This is a genomic window from Alkalibacillus silvisoli (assembly GCF_039521975.1).
Taxonomy (GTDB): Bacteria; Bacillota; Bacilli; order Bacillales; family Alkalibacillaceae; genus Alkalibacillus; species Alkalibacillus silvisoli.
On record NZ_BAAACZ010000014.1, the window covers coordinates 39017 to 58385 of the forward strand.

The 19369-nt window shown below is 36.0% G+C and carries 15 protein-coding genes, 1 tRNA gene and 1 pseudogene; 4 read left to right on the forward strand and 13 right to left on the reverse strand.

The genetic code is table 11. The features are described 5' to 3' along the window. Window positions 1-79 precede the first annotated feature (79 nt). Together ABDZ63_RS09135 and ABDZ63_RS09140 are read right to left on the reverse strand one after the other, a co-directional pair. Entirely contained in the window at window positions 80-1753 is a 1674-nt protein-coding gene (locus ABDZ63_RS09135) for an ATP-binding protein (RefSeq protein ID WP_343783256.1), read from the reverse strand. Next, on the reverse strand, window positions 1701-3149 hold the full coding sequence (locus ABDZ63_RS09140; protein WP_343783257.1) for a histidine kinase dimerization/phospho-acceptor domain-containing protein: 1449 nt from the start codon (window positions 3147-3149) through the stop codon (window positions 1701-1703). Before ABDZ63_RS09140 ends, ABDZ63_RS09135 begins: the two co-directional genes overlap by 53 nt. A gap of 951 nt (window positions 3150-4100) precedes the next feature. On the opposite strand from ABDZ63_RS09140, the pseudogene ABDZ63_RS15840 reads away from it, so the two are divergent. Next, window positions 4101-4296: pseudogene (locus ABDZ63_RS15840) on the forward strand (transposase); the annotation flags it as partial. Between the two features lie 327 nt (window positions 4297-4623). On the opposite strand, the gene ABDZ63_RS09145 reads toward ABDZ63_RS15840, so the two are convergent. After that, window positions 4624-5082, reverse strand: a complete 459-nt coding sequence (locus ABDZ63_RS09145) for a hypothetical protein (protein ID WP_343783258.1) — start codon at window positions 5080-5082, stop codon at window positions 4624-4626. Window positions 5083-5416: 334 nt separating this feature from the next. Continuing rightward, window positions 5417-5488: transfer RNA gene (locus ABDZ63_RS09150), tRNA-Arg, on the reverse strand. A 217-nt stretch (window positions 5489-5705) separates the two neighbouring features. On the opposite strand from ABDZ63_RS09150, the gene clpP reads away from it, so the two are divergent. The 3 genes from clpP (at window position 5706) to ABDZ63_RS09165 (ending at window position 9199) form a co-directional block, all read left to right on the forward strand. Next, window positions 5706-6284: an ATP-dependent Clp endopeptidase proteolytic subunit ClpP gene (clpP, locus tag ABDZ63_RS09155; RefSeq protein ID WP_343783259.1), complete on the forward strand. Its 579-nt coding sequence runs from the start codon at window positions 5706-5708 to the stop codon at window positions 6282-6284. 118 nt (window positions 6285-6402) lie between these two features. Beyond that, window positions 6403-7284 (forward strand): ATP-binding protein, encoded by an 882-nt coding sequence (locus ABDZ63_RS09160; RefSeq protein WP_343783260.1) that lies wholly within the window; start codon window positions 6403-6405, stop codon window positions 7282-7284. Window positions 7285-7294: 10 nt separating this feature from the next. Then, window positions 7295-9199 (forward strand): vWA domain-containing protein, encoded by a 1905-nt coding sequence (locus ABDZ63_RS09165; protein WP_343783261.1) that lies wholly within the window; start codon window positions 7295-7297, stop codon window positions 9197-9199. Between the two features lie 213 nt (window positions 9200-9412). On the opposite strand, the gene ABDZ63_RS09170 is transcribed toward ABDZ63_RS09165, so the two are convergent. From ABDZ63_RS09170 to ABDZ63_RS09210, 9 genes are all read right to left on the reverse strand, one after another. Next, window positions 9413-9670 (reverse strand): HPr family phosphocarrier protein, encoded by a 258-nt coding sequence (locus ABDZ63_RS09170; RefSeq protein WP_343783262.1) that lies wholly within the window; start codon window positions 9668-9670, stop codon window positions 9413-9415. A 108-nt stretch (window positions 9671-9778) separates the two neighbouring features. Continuing rightward, window positions 9779-10726 (reverse strand): DNA-binding protein WhiA, encoded by a 948-nt coding sequence (gene whiA / locus ABDZ63_RS09175; protein WP_343783263.1) that lies wholly within the window; start codon window positions 10724-10726, stop codon window positions 9779-9781. A gap of 95 nt (window positions 10727-10821) precedes the next feature. Further along, the gene (locus ABDZ63_RS09180; protein ID WP_343783264.1) at window positions 10822-11778 is read right to left on the reverse strand and encodes a gluconeogenesis factor YvcK family protein; all 957 of its coding nucleotides are present in this window, start codon (window positions 11776-11778) and stop codon (window positions 10822-10824) included. Beyond that, entirely contained in the window at window positions 11775-12662 is an 888-nt protein-coding gene (gene rapZ, locus ABDZ63_RS09185) for an RNase adapter RapZ (protein WP_343783265.1), read from the reverse strand. Before rapZ ends, ABDZ63_RS09180 begins: the two co-directional genes overlap by 4 nt. A 366-nt stretch (window positions 12663-13028) precedes the next feature. Next, complete coding sequence (trxB, locus tag ABDZ63_RS09190) at window positions 13029-13979, reverse strand: thioredoxin-disulfide reductase (protein WP_343783266.1); 951 nt, start codon at window positions 13977-13979, stop codon at window positions 13029-13031. Window positions 13980-14093: 114 nt separating this feature from the next. Next, the gene (locus ABDZ63_RS09195) at window positions 14094-15104 is read right to left on the reverse strand and encodes a tetratricopeptide repeat protein (RefSeq protein WP_343783267.1); all 1011 of its coding nucleotides are present in this window, start codon (window positions 15102-15104) and stop codon (window positions 14094-14096) included. Window positions 15105-15269: 165 nt separating this feature from the next. Next, entirely contained in the window at window positions 15270-16916 is a 1647-nt protein-coding gene (locus ABDZ63_RS09200) for a glycerol-3-phosphate dehydrogenase/oxidase (RefSeq protein WP_343783268.1), read from the reverse strand. 22 nt (window positions 16917-16938) lie between these two features. Next, entirely contained in the window at window positions 16939-18432 is a 1494-nt protein-coding gene (gene glpK, locus ABDZ63_RS09205) for a glycerol kinase GlpK (RefSeq protein ID WP_343783269.1), read from the reverse strand. Window positions 18433-18463: 31 nt separating this feature from the next. Next, window positions 18464-19270, reverse strand: coding sequence for an MIP/aquaporin family protein (locus tag ABDZ63_RS09210; RefSeq protein ID WP_343783270.1), 807 nt, complete (start codon window positions 19268-19270; stop codon window positions 18464-18466). Between the last annotated feature and the right edge of the window lie 99 nt (window positions 19271-19369).

The following is a 19369-nucleotide window of genomic DNA, read 5'->3' on the forward strand; positions in this document are numbered from 1 at the left end:
GAATCTAACTTATAACATAGAACATTGAAACCTTTTTTATATTAAAGAAGGTTGTCCCCACCACTCTTAACAATAACCTTTAATCTAGGCTGCTTTTATTATAAATATTAAAAGCGACTATTGTACCTACACCGACTATGCTTTTAACTTCTAACTCTGTTTTGTAATGCATTTTTAACCTTTTGTTCGTATTAACTAATCCTACACCTTTAATATCATCAGAATTATAGATAGTCTGAATAGTTTCTTGATCCATTCCCATCCCATTGTCTTTAACTACAATTCTTAAATAATCTTTTCGTTTAAACGCTTTTATCTCGATCTTCCCGATATCAACCTGCATCATAACACCATGCTTAACTGCATTTTCAACAATAGTCTGTACCGTAAGTAATGGGATACTAAACTCTTTAACATTATCGATATTCCAACTGACTTTTATTTTTTCACCAAATCTTACTTGTTCAATGTATACATAGGAACGAACAATTGAGAGTTCTTCTTCGACCGAGACTAATTCATTATAAGCAGAGAAGTTAAATTTAACTCTAAGAAGTTCACCAAATTCCTCAATTAAAGTTTTCATCTTTTCTATGTCCATATTACTTAATGCGCTTATTGTATTCAATGTATTAAAGATGAAATGAGGTTGAATTTGAGCTTGCAGCCATTTTGATTCTAATTTCAACTGTTTTTCTGTGGATTTTTTTATGTTAACTAAACTGCGAACTCTAGCCCTTAATTCCTTTGCATTAACAGGTTTGGATATATAATCATTTGCTCCAACATTAAAACCCGTTACAACGTCTTTTGGATTGCTTCTTGCAGTTAGTAATAGAATTGGTAATTCTGCTTTGTTAAATTGTTCCCGAACTTTAGTTGTTAAGTCATAACCTGATAGGTCTGGCATCATGACATCCAAAATTAGAAGATCCCATTCTTTCATGTTCAATTCACTTAGTAATTCACGACTATGTTGAACACTAGTAAGTTCATAGTTTTCTTCTGAAAGCACTGATTCTATAACGTTTATATTAATTAAGTCATCATCTATAATTAAAATATTTGCATCTTTATAAGAAGATTGATCATTTTGTTTTAATTGTTCAGAGTTCGTGTTAAGTGGGTTTGAATTTAACGTTAAAGTTGGTTCTCTACTGAGTTCATATGGTTTTTCATGACTAACACTTAAAGTAAAAGATATCTCAGTCCCAACACCAGGTCTAGAACAACCATAAATGTGCCCACCATGTAACTCTACCAATTCCTTACTAACACTCAACCCAAGTCCAACACCACCTTCTGAGTTGTTAATATTGTTCTCCCCTTGCATGTATGGTTGAAACATTTCATCAAAGGCTTCTGCGTTCATTCCATCCCCAGTATCTTTGACAGTAACAATTATTTTTTGCTGATCTTCACTAGCACTGAGTGAAATTTCACCTTCTTTTGTAAATTTAACTGCATTATGAATTAAATTATAAAGAATTTGTAAAACTCTATTTTCATCTGCATTTACTGGAGGTAAGTCGCTTTGAATTTCATTTTTTAAGGTGACTTTGTTTTCATGCGTCATATAATAGAACATATCTAATACACCAGTAGCAATGGACTGGAGATAAAATGACTTTTGACGTATAGTGGGTTTCGTTATTTTCAGATTTGCCATTTCAAATAAATCATCTAACAGGAAAGATAATCTATTCCCGACCATTATTACTGTTTCTAATTCTTTTTGACTTTTTTTGATCAAAGACACCTTTATTTCTATCTAGAGTGGTCTGTGTTAAATTCAATATACCATGAAGAGGATTTCGTAATTCATGTGAAGTCCTAGCTAGAAACTCATCTTTTTCTTCGCTAACATTCTTTAACCTAGAAGCTTGTTCTTTTGACTTGTTATACATATTGAAATACCTAATAAACCACATAATTGTGAAACACCCAATCATTATAATTAAGTCGATTGGATAAAAGAACACATTAACTCCAAGACTATTCCAAACTCCCCACCAAATATAACTGTTTAGTAAAGCCAACAATGCATACACAATCCATACTGTGTCTTCTCTTTGCAAACTCTGAACTTTGAACATACTGATTATTACTAAAACGAGTGTCACTATGAGTAATGCATTAAAAACATCCTGAATTTGAAATAAATCGATTAATGGAAGAGTTAAGATAGCAATTAGTGAAACTACACAAATAGTAAGAACTACTGTATGTATTATTTTCTGAGACTTGCCGAATGACCCTTTCACAATCATCCACAGTGAGAAGATCATACCAGTGGATGCTAAGTTAGCAACTCTTATATTCCATGCATAATCAAGTTGGAACCAATATGTTATTAGCTTTTCATCACTTCCAAGAGAATGAGTCACAATCGCACAAAGAAGCAAAAATGAAGCATTAATATAAGTTCCGTTCCGTTCATTAACAAAAAATAGACCAATCGCAAAGGTAGTATATATGAGAAAAGCGACCATAACAATTAATTGCATTGAATATGATATAAGGTTTTCTGACCTAACTTGAGAACTTTCCCCAAATTTAATGGAACGAGCAATTGCTCCTTCACTCGAGTCAAGGTAATTAGTCGCTTGTAACATTATTTCAATTACACCATCGTCATCTGCTGTGAAAGAAGCTGTATATGGTATGTTTTTTGCAAGATATTGACTCTCGCTTTCAGATACTTGTCCAGATTGATCTATCAACCTACCATTAACATATAACTCTGAAGCATTCCTGACACTAGGAACTACAAGACTAAATACATCGTCATCGTTTTCTTCAACAATAATTCTCAATTTATATGTACCATAGTAATCAAGCGAACCATTTGACTTACGATCATTCCAATCACCAGGAACATCAACTAAGTTGAAATCACCCCATGTTTCTGTTTGACCACTGGTAGCTAACTTACCGGGGAAAAACCTCCATTCACCATCAAGGGCAATTGTTTCACTTGATAAACCCTCCCAACCTCTTAAATCTAACTCTCCTTCGCTAATTAATGGTTGACCATCAACATCATTATGAAATACTGCTAGCCAACCAAGCCTTAAAGCAGACAATAAAATTATAAATAACACCACTAATAGTATTAGTTTTTTTCTATTAATATATTGATGAGGCATTTGGCAAATACTCCTTATATCTTGTGTAGTAAATTAAGTTGTTACAACCAAAAACTACGTAAATTAACACGTTAAATTTCAAGTTCATTATAACTAATGATAGATTATAAATAACCTTTTTCAACCATATACTTCAAGAAATGTACAATATTTTAATTAACCCATCAGATAAAGTATTGATTAATGCCGCGAAGACATATAGGTCGCTAGGACAAACCAATAAAAATTAAAAAATCGTGGAGTCACCATTATATTGAATGGTGACTCCACGATTAATCTACGAAAATTTTATATGCTTATAACCACAGTTTATGCTTCGAAAATTGCGGTGTTTAATGAAACTAATATTGTAGCAACTATGATGTTGGTCAAGCCTTCTTCGTTAGAAATCGTCACTCTTTTTTTAAATAATGGTTCTTTCTAAGAGAAGCCTTTATATTTCCTATATTATTTTTATGATCATCAAGTAATGTCGCTTTTTCAATATGACATTGGCTAGTTATAATAGACAAGGGGGGGCGATAGTGGAGGGACTGTATTTAATTCCACAACTAACTCATTAATGGGTCTACATTCTGGTGGTAATACCGTTGATAGTGTAAATTATGGCAGGTATTCTACCCTGATCATTCTTTCCTCATTTTTTTCTTTGCGATCCCATTCATTTTTTTTCATCTGCTTCTTTACATCTGCTCCACCAAAGTCATTTACATTCCATGAAAGTATTTTAAGATTGTTAATGTTAGAAACCTCCCTCTATAAATCTACTTTTATATGTAGACATCACTTATTTTCACTGACTTATTTGACTTAAATTAGCTTCAACCCTTGCGTAATGTTTATGGTCTCTAAGTCATTTAGTAACTTATCAAAGATTATAAGTTTGTCTTTCAAACTATTACATACTTAGAGCCTCATATTTTTCTTATAATCATTCAGAAAATCCAATTATTAAACAGGCTTACTAATGAAGAAAAATGGATATATCGAGTGCGGAAAGAGAAAGTAGAATGCAAATTCAAAAGAATTGCATGGGCTGAGTTATTGTCGTTTGTGAGGGAAGGAAAATGTTCTAGAGCAAGCGCTTATGACAGCTGCTTGTGGGAACATGAAGAAGATTGCCCTCCACCTAGACCGTGTGGTCTAGGTGGAGGAGAGTCTTTTCATCTTAATTTATCATTTACTTAGTACCTTATTAAAAAATCACTCAACTACAATTGAAAAAGCTTGTAGAAAAACATGGAGGTTTCCCTATAAGCTGAAAAGCGCGACTTGAAGTCGCGCTTTTCTTACTCTTTGTGATTTCCTTTTTGAACTTTAGAGCTCAATACAAAATATGAAAAAATCACAATAGCAAATAAAATCATACCAACATTATAAGGAATTAAATCAAACAACGATACTATAAAAAAGCATAAAGCAAGAACCGTTATAATAATTCTTAGTTTCAAAAGAGACATTTTCAACACCCATTCTATTGAAATCCTGCAGCTCTAATTGAAAAGGGCGGCGCTAAATTCAAATACGAAGCTTCAAACCAAATACCACCTGGCACTTGAGTCCCTATAACTCCAAGAGTAGCTAAAACTTTCGATACAAGTGGTTCAGGAATCCAAATTCCACCAATCGCTAAACCACCGGCCAGGGTATTAACTGTTGATTTTGATAAGTAAACTCTAACGCCCCACCAATAAATCTCAATGTCATTTACGCCTTCCGTATAAAAAAGACCAACTTCAGATTCTTCTACTTGTTCTCCTGGAGCAAAAACATTCTCCTGGGATGCTTCTGAACTATTTTTAATAACCTTGTTAGCTTCATTAACTGCGGCTTTTAATAGTCCATATTCTTTACCATGAAGCTCATCTTTAGCCTCATCTTTTACTTCATACACTAAACTTTCTTCATCAAGTGTAACATACTGATCAAGCATTCTTCCGTATAAGAAATTATTTGTTGCGCAGTATTTAGTCTACCGCACATTGTTATAATAGAAATTTCCATATTTTTAATTACTATTTCGTTACCCAAATAGTCTTTCTTAACTTATTTTAGCATTAAAGCATTATTTACCTTCAAAACAGTGCACAAAAAATGTTTAAAATTCAACATACAATAAATTCAGGGTAAAAAAAGTGTAAAATAAAATAAAAAGCAACCATTTTGAACATTTTTCTCCAACATAAATAAAAATGACTGAACCCACTCACACCAATGTCTAAGTAGGTTTCAGTCATGTTCAGTCTTATACAATATAATACTCAAAACGCCCTCGAAGGGAATCGAACCCCTATCGCAAGAACCGGAATCTTGTGTGTTATCCGTTACACCACGAGGGCAAATGCATTCATAATGCATTAGTTATTATACTTCCTCACCGTTAAAATTTCAAGATAACATCAATTATAGTAAGATGATCAGATATGTTTAAATTATATTTTCAATGGGAAGATTGAAAATGGTAAAAGGTTCATGTTTTTTGTTTGACCTTCCTTGACCAAACAGGTATGATAAAACTATGAAAATAATAAAATTCGTAATAAGGAGTGACGTGAAATGAATTTAATTCCTACAGTCATTGAACAAACTAATCGCGGTGAACGTGCTTATGATATCTACTCTCGTCTGTTAAAAGACCGTATTATCATGCTAGGTGGTCCAGTTGATGATAACATTGCGAACTCAGTGGTGGCACAAATGTTATTCTTAGCTGCTGAAGACCCAGATAAAGATATCTCATTATACATCAACTCTCCAGGTGGTTCAATTACAGCTGGTATGGCCATTTACGATACGATGCAATTCATTAAGCCAAACGTTTCAACTATTTGTGTTGGTATGGCTGCTTCAATGGGTGCATTCTTACTAGCAGCTGGTGAGCCTGGTAAACGTTATGGACTTCCTAATAGTGAAGTGATGATTCACCAGCCATTAGGTGGTACTCAAGGTCAGGCATCTGACATTCAAATTCATGCTAAGCGTATTGTTGAAATGCGTGAGAAGCTAAACCATATTCTTTCAGAGCGTACTGGTCAGCCATATGAAATCGTTGAACGCGACACAGATCGTGACAACTTCATGTCTGCTGAAGAAGCTAAAAAGTATGGCTTAATTGACGACGTTATGCAGAAGTAATTCCAATCATTTAACTACACTCCCTTATGTTTTACACATGAGGGAGTTTTTTGTGTTAGTTTATTCTTAGTAAATGACATGATACTATGGTTAGATGATATGAAGGAGTGAGACAACAATGAACTTAGAGACTCAACTGCCCAATCAAATTCAACAAATGATTGATGAACATAAAAATAAAAACGAAACAGCTTTCGACCATTTAATCACAGAAGGTGGCTATATTCCTTATGACTTTGATCTATTAACAGATGCTGTCGTTGCTTTATCACAGGGTAAAAATATTTTACTAAAAGGCCCCACTGGTTCGGGTAAGACTAAACTAGCTGAAACGTTATCCAATCTTTTTAACCAGCCGATGTTCAGTGTGAACTGTTCTGTTGATTTAGATGCGGAAAGTTTTTTAGGTTTTAAAACAATTAATTATGATCAGGAAGGGCAACAACAAATTGATTTCATTCCAGGTCCGCTCGTCCAATCCATGGAGAATGGGCATTTCTTATACATTGATGAGGTCAATATGGCAAAGCCTGAAACGCTTCCTTTAATTAATGGTGCGCTTGATTATCGTAGAACGCTCACTAACCCATTAACTAATGAACTAATTCAGGCAAAAGAAGGGTTTACAGTAATCGCGGCGATTAATGAAGGGTATATTGGTACGACTCGTTTAAACGAAGCGCTTAAAAACCGCTTCATCGTTTTCGATGTTTCTTATATTGAAGGAGAGCAACTAAAACAATTAATCGAAAACAACACGAATTTAAATGACGAGCAGTTAACGGCTCAGTTCATACAATTATCGACTGATTTAATTGAAGCGGCTGAACAAGGTAAGATTTCTGAAGATGGGGCAAGTATTCGAGCTTTACTTGATGCTTGTGATTTGACTTCTTTCATTCCACCGAAAAGGGCAATCACACGAGCTATTACAGATAAACTAGAAGATGACCGGGAAAAAGAAGTTGTTAAAAATCTTGCCGATACACTGTTTGAATGAGGTGTTTTAAGTGAAGTTTAATGACAAAGTGATCGACACACGTCTCTTAGCTGAGTTGAAGGATCTCGTTAATATTCTTTCAAAACAACCTAATTTGGAGTTTGATTATCATTTTGGTGCCACTATTCATATAGATAAACGCCAAATTACAGCAAGTCATTTTTGGGACCATCGAAATGAAGAGACTCGAGTGCTTGGATATAAGACTGATATTTTATTACGCGTTTTAGGCACACTTCACCATACCTCTATTGCAGAATGGATGAAACTAAAAGAAGCAGTAGATCAAAGTTCGCTTTCTTATTTTTGTGAGCAACTATTTACTGTGTTAGAAGATATTAGGCTTGAGGAATCGATTCGAAAAAAACGCCGTGGTACGATTAATTGGTTTCACCACAGGTTAAAGGCATATCGCCACTATTTTAAAACCCAGCTTAATGCAAATATTACGCGAAGTTACGCAACTGACGAACTATTTTGCATGATTTATTTAACTGTTACATCTAATTCACCATTTCATTCATTTGAATTTGCGAGTGAAAAGCAAATCAACACTTTAGAACGATTAAGACCCTTACTAGAACAAGTTTATGAAGCCAAATCAACAAAAGACATCGCAAACTTAACGCTCACTATCAAAGAAGTTTTAGAAGAAGATTATGATGATATGATTAATCGGTATTTCGTCTATCCTATTCAACATCAATCTGTCCTTAACGAAGACAAGGTGATTGATGAATTAAAGCGAGTTGACCCTTTAAATAATGATGATCAAGAAGACCTTCATGATGAAGATGAAGCGATTAATGAAACCTTCTCAACGTGGCATCGTGAAAATGAGAATAACGACCGAAACCAAAGCTTTATGCAATTTGAGCTCGAACAAGGAACAAAAACGAGTTTAATCGGTGATGGTGCTCGCCAGACTGAAGAGGGCGACCAAGCAATGGCAAGTGTTCAAGGCATGTCAGCACAAACAGACCAAAGTGAATATGAGCATTTAGAAAGCTTAGGCGAACAAGAAAATAATCATGCAAATGAAAGTCAGCAATATGGCAAAGAAAATCTGAATACAACCAAGCTCGACCGTTACCCAACCAAACCAACCTTAGATGATGAAACAGCTTATAAAGACTTGACTCAATTAATCGATCCAATTAAAAGAAGACTTTCACAAACAATTGATAAAGCACTTGAACATAAAGAAAACCGGGCGAGACAAAACCTATTAACTGGTCGTTTATCAAAAAAACAATTACTCCCTTTAGCGATTGAAGATGAACCGCGCATCTTTTATAAAAACGATTTAGAAAGTCATGAATTTGATGCCGTATTTACTTTACTAATCGATTGCTCAGCTTCTATGTTTAATAAAATGGACGAAACAAAGAAAGCAGCTATTTTATTTCATGAAGTACTTAAAGAGTTAAAGATTAAACATGGTATTACCGGGTTTTGGGAAGATGGCTTTGAGGCAGAAGTGAATGAACAACCAAATTACTTTCATCGCGTCATTTCATATGAGCAATCTTTAAAGTATCAAACCGGACCGGAAATCTTACAATTAGAGCCTGAGGAAGACAATCGTGATGGCTATACGATTCGTGTTGCTACTGATGAATTGTTAGAAAGAAGAGAAAAAGACCGATTTTTACTCGTATTTTCTGATGGTGAACCTAGTGCATTTAATTACAGTGAAAATGGAATTATTGATACACATGAGGCTGTCATTGAAGCCCGCAAGCAAGGGATTGAAGTGATTGGTGTCTTTCTAGGCGATGGTGAAATTAAGGAGCATGAGGCAATGTTAATGCGAAATATTTATGGACGTGAGCATATGCTAATACCGGATTTAACAGAGCTGCCCGATTCATTTTCTTATATTTTAAAACGATTGTTACTAAATACAATTTAATAGATACATTTAGGGGATCTTTTTATCGGCTTTTATGATTTTATCAGCGTTCACTTATGTTTATCAGCGCTCGTGACTCTTTTATCAGCGCTCGCTCATGTTTATCAGCGCTCAGGCTTTTTTATCAGCGCTCCCCCCTCTTTATAATAAGAATAAAAACGAGCGTTCATTGCACTTCTCTATTGAAGTGTCAACTGACGCTCGTTTTTTAGCTTACTCAACTGATTCCATCATACTGACTAGTGTATCTACAGCTTGCTCTTCATCTGCACCTTCTGCTTGTAAAGTCACTTCTTCATTGGTACCGATCGCAAGGCTCATCACACCCATAATGCTTTTGGCATTTACACGTTTGTTACCTTTTTCTAAATGTACTTCAGATGAAAAACGATTCGCTTCTTGGACAAACTTAGCAGCAGGTCTTGCTTGTAGGCCTGTTTCTAATTTGACGATAACTTTTTTCTCAACCACACTAACTCTCCTCTCTATACTTGTTCTTAATTCAATAAATATAATAATTATAATGGCAAATGATTAAAGTTCATTATAGCACAAATGCAAAATTTGGAACAATCAAGATTATTTTTCAAGAAGCTCGCCTTTTCTTAATTTCTCCGCATACTCATCAATTTTTCGAAAACGGTGATTTAAACCTGATTTACTAATCGAAGCAGTCTCGGCTAGTTCAACTAATTCCTTTAAAGACACTTCTTGATGTTTCATACGAAGCTCAGCCGCTTCACGAAGCTTCTCAGATAATGACTCGATTCCAACAACTGCGTCTATATACCTAATATTCTCAACTTGTCTAAAGGCGGCTCCAATCGTTTTATTTAAATTGGCCGTTTCACAATTCACTAATCGATTTACAGAATTACGCATGTCACGCATGATTCTTACGTCTTCAAACTTTAATAACGCTTGGTGTGCTCCAATTAAAATGAGAAGCTCTGTTATTTTTTCAGCTTCTTTTAAATAAGTAATAAATCCTTTTTTGCGCTCATGTGTTTTAGCATGTAGGTTAAAATCGTTCATTAAATTGACTAAAGCTTCATTATGCTCTTCATATAACGTAAAAATCTCTAAATGATAGGATGATGTCTCTGGGTTGTTTACTGAACCACCAGCTAAAAACGCACCTCTTAAATAAGCCTTTTTACAGCATTCTTGCTTTAGGTATTGATCAGAGATTTGACGATTAAAAGTTAGAGGTTCTTCTAAAATACCCAGTTCTGTCAATACATGCTTAACCCCTTTAGCCATTCGAACGATGTATATATTATTCTTTTTCAGGCGCATTTTTTTACGAACGAGCAACTCAACAGGAGTATTGTATAAGTTTTTCAGTAATGTATAGATCCGTCTAGCGATGGCAGCATTTTCGGTTTGGACGTCTAATAAATATTGACGATTTGAAAATGATAATGAGCCATTCATCCGGATCAATGCTGATAATTCCGCTTGTTTACAGCAATCATCAGACTGTATACCTGTTAATTCTTTTTTAGTTTCTGATGCAAATGACATAGTTATTCCCCTTCAATTTAGTCAATACGTTATATTTTTTAAGAGAAAGTCGGTTTACGTTTAAAGTCACAATGTTAGACTTCTTTACTAACTAATTATAACAAGTTATATAGTAATTTAGCGATTTTATGCTCATGGTGTTTTAATGTACCATCAGAATGTAAATCAGCTATATCACCTTCTATAACCTCTACATTTAAATCGTTAAGCCTTTCATAGTCACAAATTACCGGTTCAGCTCTTTCCTTTTCATACTCCTGTTTGATCGTGTGCTCAATTTGTTGACCATGAACAATAATTCCATCAACGAACGGATCACTAACATGACGATGCAATGCTTCTACGTGTTCGGATGCTTTGTATCCTTTAGTTTCCCCGTACTGAGTCATCACATTACATACATAGACTGATTTCGCGTTTGTTTGACGTAATGCGTCTTTTATTTCCTCGGAAATTAAATTCGGTACAATACTGGTATACAAACTTCCCGGTGCTATGACAATAAGTTCTGCCTGTTTAATTGCTTTAACCGCTTCTGGTAATGGCTCTACTTTCGGCGGATCATAAAACACGCGATTTATTCTCTTATTCACTTTCGGGATATTAGATTCCCCGCGAACCACCGTTCCATCTTCAAATTCAGCCTTTAAATACATATTTTGATTAGCGATTGGATAAATGCGCCCCTTCACGTTAAAAACACGTGAAATTTCTTTAATTCCTTTATAAAAGTCACCTGTAATAGAAGTCATACCTGCTAAAATTAAGTTACCCAAAGCATGACCTGATAAACCATCGCCATCTTCAAACCTGTGTTGAAACAACTTCAACAATGTAGGTTCAACATCAGACATCGAAGCAATGACTTTTCGTATGTCTCCAGGTGCGGGAATATCTAAATCCTCTCTCAAACGACCTGAACTGCCACCATCATCTGATACAGTCACAATGGCTGATAAGTTAATAGGAAATTTCCTTAAACCACGTAATAAGACAGGAAGGCCTGTTCCTCCACCAATTACAACTACTTTTGGGCCGTTAACATCTGTCATGATTGCTTTACCTTCCCTTTTCCGATATCACGATGATAAACATGTGCTGTATAGTCTTTTTGTATGATCTCTGATATTTTTTGTGCTAGAGCGACTGAACGGTGCTGCCCACCCGTACACCCGATTCCGATCACAAGCTGGCTCTTACCTTCACGCTGATATTGCGGCAACATAAAATCAAGTAAATCAGTTAATTTACGTAAGAAGTTTCTTGTTTCCTTCCATTTCATCACATATGAAGAAACTTCTTGGTTTAACCCTGTTAAATCACGCATTGATTCGACATAATGCGGGTTTGGTAAGAAACGCACATCAAATACTAAGTCAGCATCAATTGGGATCCCGTGCTTGTAACCAAATGATACTAATTGTACTGAGAATACGTTCTGTTTTTGCTCTTTATATTTGCTAATGATTTTCTCGCGTAATTGGCGAGCAGATAATTCTGATGTATCAATTATATTTTGAGCTCTACCTTTTAATTCATCTAAAATCTCACGCTCTTGATTAATCCCGTCTAAAGGCAATCCATTAGGTGCTAAAGGGTGAGAGCGTCTTGATTCTTTGTAACGTTTAACTAGTGTTTCTTTATTGGCATCTAAGAATAAAATTTGTTCAGCAATCTCTTCATCAGCGATAAATTGATTTAATGTATCGTATAACGAATCAAAAAATTCTCTTCCTCTTAAGTCCATCACGACGGCGAGTTTTTTATTATCTTTATTTTCTTTCATTAATTCAAGAAATTTAGGTAGTAAAGTGGGTGGTAAATTATCTACGCAAAAGTAGCCCAAGTCTTCTAAACTTTGGACTGCTACAGTTTTACCAGCACCTGACATTCCAGTAATAATGACTAATTCGACTTTTGAATGATTATTCCCCATAACGATCATCCTCACTAATGTCTAATAACATTCTTTATCTCATTATACATGGAAAACATTAACCTGACTATGAATGGATATTGAACGATTTTGTAGGAATTTATCTTTCCTTAGTTTTACGTATTTTTTGCTTAGCGGTACAATTATAGGTTTATTGTCTTTGATCAAGGGCACTCACCCTATTCGACAACGTAAAATGGTGCCGCTCCCCCAACTATGTTTAACCAAAAAAAACACAGGTAGAAGATCTTCTACCTGTGTCCACAGAAACTCTATATAGAATAAAGGGGGTCAATTATTTAAACCCATTATAACGTACTAATGTTTCACCCGTGTTACAGCGCTATTAAGATGGAATTACGTTTACTATTGCTTGACCTCAAGTTCTTCTAAAAGGTCTTCAATATAGTGTTGTGCTGATTGTGCAGCAATACTTCCATCACCTGTAGCAGTCACAATTTGACGTAACTCTTTGTCACGAATGTCACCAGCTGCGAAGATTCCAGGAATTGATGATCGCATTTCTTCATCTGTTTTAACCCAACCTTCTTCGTTCGTAATCCCAAGTTCAGTAAACGCATCATTTAAAGGTAACATCCCGATATAAATAAACACACCCTCAATTTCTTCTTCACGCTCTTCACCAGTTTCATTATTGTAAAGAATGGCACTACCTACTTTGCCGTCTTTCTCTTTAACTTCTTTCATTTCTGTATTCCAATAAAAATCAATCTTGTCATTGTCAAATGCGCGGTCTTGTAATATCTTCTGCGCGCGCAGTTCATCACGACGGTGAACGATCGTGACTTTCTTAGCAAAGCGCGTTAAATAAATACCTTCTTCAACTGCGGAGTCACCACCACCGACAACGAACAATTCTTTATCTTTGAAGAAAGCACCGTCACATACAGCGCAATATGATACGCCACGGCCACCATATTCTACTTCACCAGGAATACCTAACTTCTTGTACTGAGCACCTGTTGTAAGAATAATAGCACGGGCTTTATATTCTTTTTTACCAGCAATGACTGTCTTATATTCTTTGCCGTCAATAATCTGTTTAATATCACCATAAGCATATTCTGCACCGAACTTTTGTGAGTGTTGGAACATCTTATTAGACAAGTCAGGGCCTAGAATATGATCAAATCCAGGGAAGTTCTCAACATCTTCTGTATTAGCCATTTGACCACCTGGCATACCACGTTCTAACATTAAAGTATCTAAATTTGCACGAGATGTATAAACAGCTGCTGTCATACCTGCTGGGCCTGCACCTGCAATAATCACATCATAAATTCTCTCTTCAGTCATCTTCCTCAACTCCTTAACTCTCTATCTCTTCGTAATCCCTTATATATCATATTAAATTCAAGTTAAAACGACAACTCATTTGCTTATTTGATATTATCCGCTGATCTTTTTAGCTTATACCCAGCCGTGATTTTGTAATAAACCATTAAATGAAGGGTGGTATTCATTCGCTTCATTCCAAATTTGAGATGACTTTTGATTAGCGCCCTTCTCTTTTAACGCATAACCATACCACAAATAAAAGCTTACATAGTTGATCATTTGTTCTTTGTTTAATTTACAGAAACGTTCGATCGCATCATCATAAGCATCTACTTGCGCCATTGTTACTGCTAATTTTAATTTCTTTTCATTATAAGTTGGATAGATATTTTTTAATTGGTTATATAATAGTTGAAATTGATCATTTTGGCCTACATGATAATAAAAGTATGTTAAGTTCATTCGACTATTTAAAGAAAGCTCATCTTGCTTGAGCCATGCTTCTTCTAGAGCAATAGCTTCCTCAGCATGACCTAACTGGAATAACGCATAGGCGTACTCATGCTTAGCTGGTAAATACTCAGGGAAATACGTCATAATCTCTTCTAAAACTTGCAAAGCTTCTTCCCATTCCTCATGCTCTAAATGATAAAAGGCTGTCTCTTGATAAAGCATAAACTCATCTTCTTCATCAAATTCCATGTCATCCTCTTCATCATCAATCATGACTTGCTCGAGTAACTTTATAAGCTCTTCTGTTTCTACTGCAAAATCACCATCAGGGTCTTCTTCTAAATATTTCCCGGCATATTTCTTCGCTTCATAAAATAAGCCTAAATGAGCAAAGTTATTAGCTAAAAAGTAATAACAATCCACATAAGACTCCTCACTTTTAAGCACTTGTTGAAGCAAATCATTAGAACGATGATACTGATGTAACTCTGTGTAAAGGACAGATTGCTGACAAAGGTATAAAGGGTTGTTAGGGGCAATTTCTAAAGCTTTGTTAAACCATTTTTCTGCTTTAACAAAATCTTTACGCTTAAAAGCCTTTACACCATATGTAAAGTAAAAATCACCGTCATGACGAAAAGTAGCTATATTATTTTGCATATCTTTAGATTGATGATATGACGTTTGCATAAAGGCCTCCTAGTGAACTTATGACATTAAGTATAACACATTATATGACGACAAATCGAATCTCTTTTTGACATAATTTTGGTATTTTCCATTTGATTTGACAAAAAATTGAGAGTCACTAATGAAAAACGTCCAGTTCCGGAATAACTCCGAAACTGAACGCATTTATAACTGCCCTAATCGAGCTTCTTCAATGGTTTGGTTTAATTCCGCTTCATATTGTTTGAACTGATCATCTGTCCAGTCAAAATAGTTCTTCATTTCTTGCATGACATTTTCTTTATGCTTTTCAACCCAGTCTATATCAAAGAATAAACTACTTGTCCTGCGAATTAAGAAGTCAGTTGGTTTATAAACCATCTCATCATTTAAGCAATAATTCAACTCAGCTAGAACGTCCTTAGGTAATTCGTGTTGGCCATCAAGCTCATAGTAATACTCAAGCACTTTTTTAGTGTTGGCACCATAACGGTTAACCCAGGTAAGCACCATCTTCTTATCTAGTTCGTTTTGTTCTGCTTCTTGAACCATAGATTGAATAAACTTAGAGAAGCCTTTAGAGCCACCAACTTCCCCACCTGCTAATGGTAAATCTTTCGTTTGTGACTTTTCAAAGGCATGTCCATGCTCAGAATTTAACTTTTTACCGACTAAGTCGATGACATGTTCACCCATTTTACGGTAGCCAGTTAACTTACCACCAGCGATGGATAATAACCCTGAGTCTGATTCTAATATTTCATCTTTACGAGAGATCTCTGAAGGGTCTTTACCTTCTTCATGAATCAGTGGGCGAATGCCAGCCCAAGTGGATTCAATGTCATCATATGATAGTTCAATATCAGGGAACATAAACTCAATAGCGTCCATAATATAGTCGCGATCTTCATTAGTCGCCTTAGGATTAGTTAAGTCTTCTTCATAATGTGTGTCTGTTGTTCCTACGTATGTCTTACCATCACGAGGAATCGCAAACAGCATTCTGCCATCTGGTGTATCGAAATAAATAGCTTGGCTTAATGGGAACTTTTCTTTGTCAAAGACTAGATGAACACCCTTTGTATGGAACAAGTGCTTCCCTTTTTTCGATTGATCCATTGTTCTAATATCATCAACCCATGGGCCTGCTGCATTGACAACATAATGACTATGAATTTCATGCTCTTGGTTATCGGTTAAGTCTTTTACTTTGACACCGGTTACTTGACCATCGTTATATAATAATTGTTCGACTTTCATATAGTTAAATGCATAAGCGCCTTTTTCTACAGCCTTCTTCATGACTTCAATCGTTAAACGAGCATCGTCAGTCTTATATTCAACGTAATAACCACTACCTTTTAAGTCAGTTTGCTTTAGAAGCGGTTCACGTTTCATCGTTTCTTCTTTTGATAACATTTTACGACGCTCACCCTTTTTAACGCCGGCTAGAAAGTCATAAACCCGTAACCCAATACTAGTTGAAAAAGGACCAAAAGTACCATCCTTATAAAACGGAAGCATCATCCACTCTGGTGTTGTGATGTGTGGTCCATTTTCATAAACAATCTCGCGTTCTTTACCGACTTCAGCAACAAGTTTAATCTCAAAGTTCTTCAAATAACGTAAACCGCCGTGTACAAGCTTCGTTGAACGACTAGATGTACCAGCTGCGAAGTCTTGCATTTCAAGAACAGCTACTTTATAACCCCTTGTAGCTGCATCAAGTGCAATACCTGCACCTGTAATTCCTCCACCAATCACAAGCACATCAATTTGATCATTCAATACTTGTTTATCTTCTTGACGTTTTTTATTCGTAAATGTGCTCATATTAAACATCCTTTCTATTTACCTACGATGTAAATGCTTGTGTTGCTTTTACAGCACGTTTCCATCCATCATATTTTTCATCGCGTTCTTCTTCTTTCATTTCTGGTTTAAATGTTTCATCAACATTCCATTGATTCGCAATCTCATCTTTACTATCCCAAAATCCTACAGCTAAGCCTGCTAAATAAGCAGCACCTAATGCAGTCGTTTCATTAACAACTGAGCGCTCTACTTCTACATTTAACATGTCACTTTGAAACTGCATTAAGAAATTGTTTCTAACAGCGCCGCCATCAACACGTAGTCTCTTCAACTGTAATCCTGCATCTTCAACCATAGCACGTACGACATCTTTCGTTTGATAAGCTAACGACTCTAAAGTTGCACGCACGAGATGTTCTTTTTCTGAACCACGTGTTAATCCGAATACAGCTCCTCTAGCTTGACTATCCCAATAAGGTGTACCTAATCCAACAAAGGCAGGCACAACATAAACGCCATCTGTTGATCCAACTTTAATGGCAAAGTCTTCACTTTCTTTAGCTGTCTCAATTAATCTTAATCCATCACGTAACCACTGAATAGCAGAGCCCGCAACGAAAATACTTCCTTCTAATGCATAATGAACCTTGCCATCAACACCCCAAGCGAGTGTAGTTAATAAACCATGCTCAGATGAAACAGCCTCATCACCTGTATTCATTAACATAAAGCACCCTGTGCCATATGTATTTTTCGCCATACCTTTCTCAAAACAAGCCTGACCGAATAACGCAGCTTGTTGGTCACCACAGGCCCCAGCAATCGGGACATTTTCACCTTGGAAGTGATAATCAACTGTATGACCATAGATTTCTGAGGAATTCGTCACTTCCGGTAGCATGCTTTTCGGAACGGTTAAATAGTCTAATAACTCATCGTCCCACTTTAGTTCATGAATATTATACATAAGTGTCCTAGAAGCATTTGAATAATCTGTTACATGGACAGCTCCGCCAGTTAATTTATAGATCAACCATGTATCAATTGTGCCAAACATAAGCTCTCCATTTTCTGCTCGCTTGCGAACACCATCAACATGGTCTAAAATCCACTTCACCTTAGTACCTGAAAAATATGGATCTAACAGTAATCCTGTTTTGTCGCGGAACTTTTCTTCAAGACCTCTTTCTCTTAATTCATGACAAATGTCTTCTGTTTGACGCGATTGCCAAACGATAGCCTTATGAACCGGTTTTCCAGTATCTCGATCCCACACGACCGTTGTCTCACGTTGGTTTGTAATACCAATACTAACAATTTCCGATGCTTCAACGTCGGCCTTACGTAACACCTCTGTCATGCAATGTTGTACTGAGGTCCAGATCTCATTCGCATCATGCTCAACCCAACCTGGTTCAGGAAAGTATTGCTTGAACTCTTGTTGTGAAGCTTCAACAATCTCTCCACTATGATTGAATAAAATCGCCCTCGAACTTGTTGTACCTTGATCTAGAGATAAAACGTATTTTCCCATTTCCAGTTCCCCCTAAGTAAAGACTTGTTAATTAATATTCTAACTGAGCTTTTCTATTCTCAATTTTAGCTGCTGTATAAAAGATTGTCATAATTAAAAGTGATAATAACCAAAATGTAAGTGAAAATTGTTCTTTAAAGATCGCCATATAAAACGCACCACCATAGGCACCACCAATCATTGGCCCTAATGCAGGCACCCAAGCATATCCCCAATCTGATGAGCCTTTACCTGGAATCGGTAAAACTGAGTGAGCCAACCTCGGACCAATATCACGAGCTGGATTAATCGCATAGCCTGTCGTCCCACCTAATGACATACCAATAGCAACGATCAATAAGCCGACAATGACTGGGTTTAACCCTTCTGTAAACTCATTTGCGCCTATGAATAATATTCCCATAACCAACATAAATGTACCAATTATTTCACTTACCAAGTTTGAAAGTGGACTGCGAATCGCTGGGTCTGTTGAAAATACAGCCAGCTTAGCACCTTGATCTTCTGTTTCATTCCAATGTGGTAAGTAATGAAAGTAAACAATAATAGCACCTAAGATCGCACCGATCATTTGCGCTACGATATATAGAGGTACTTCAGACCACGGGAAATCACCTGCTGTTGCTAATCCTAATGTGACAGCCGGATTTAAATGGGCATCACTAATTTGCCCGACAGCATAAATCCCCATTGTGACACCAATTCCCCAGGCAATGGTAATCAAAACCCAACCAGCACCTTCTGCTTTGGATTTTTTCAAAACGACACCACCCACAACCCCGGCACCGAAGATAATTAAGATCATTGTTCCAATTAATTCACCCATAAATTCTGTCATGTCTTCTCCTCCAGATGGGCATGTACATAAAAAAATGGTTCTAAGTCAAATGTTGGGGTGCTCTCTTAAGAGCACTCCTTATTTATGCCATTTGGCCTT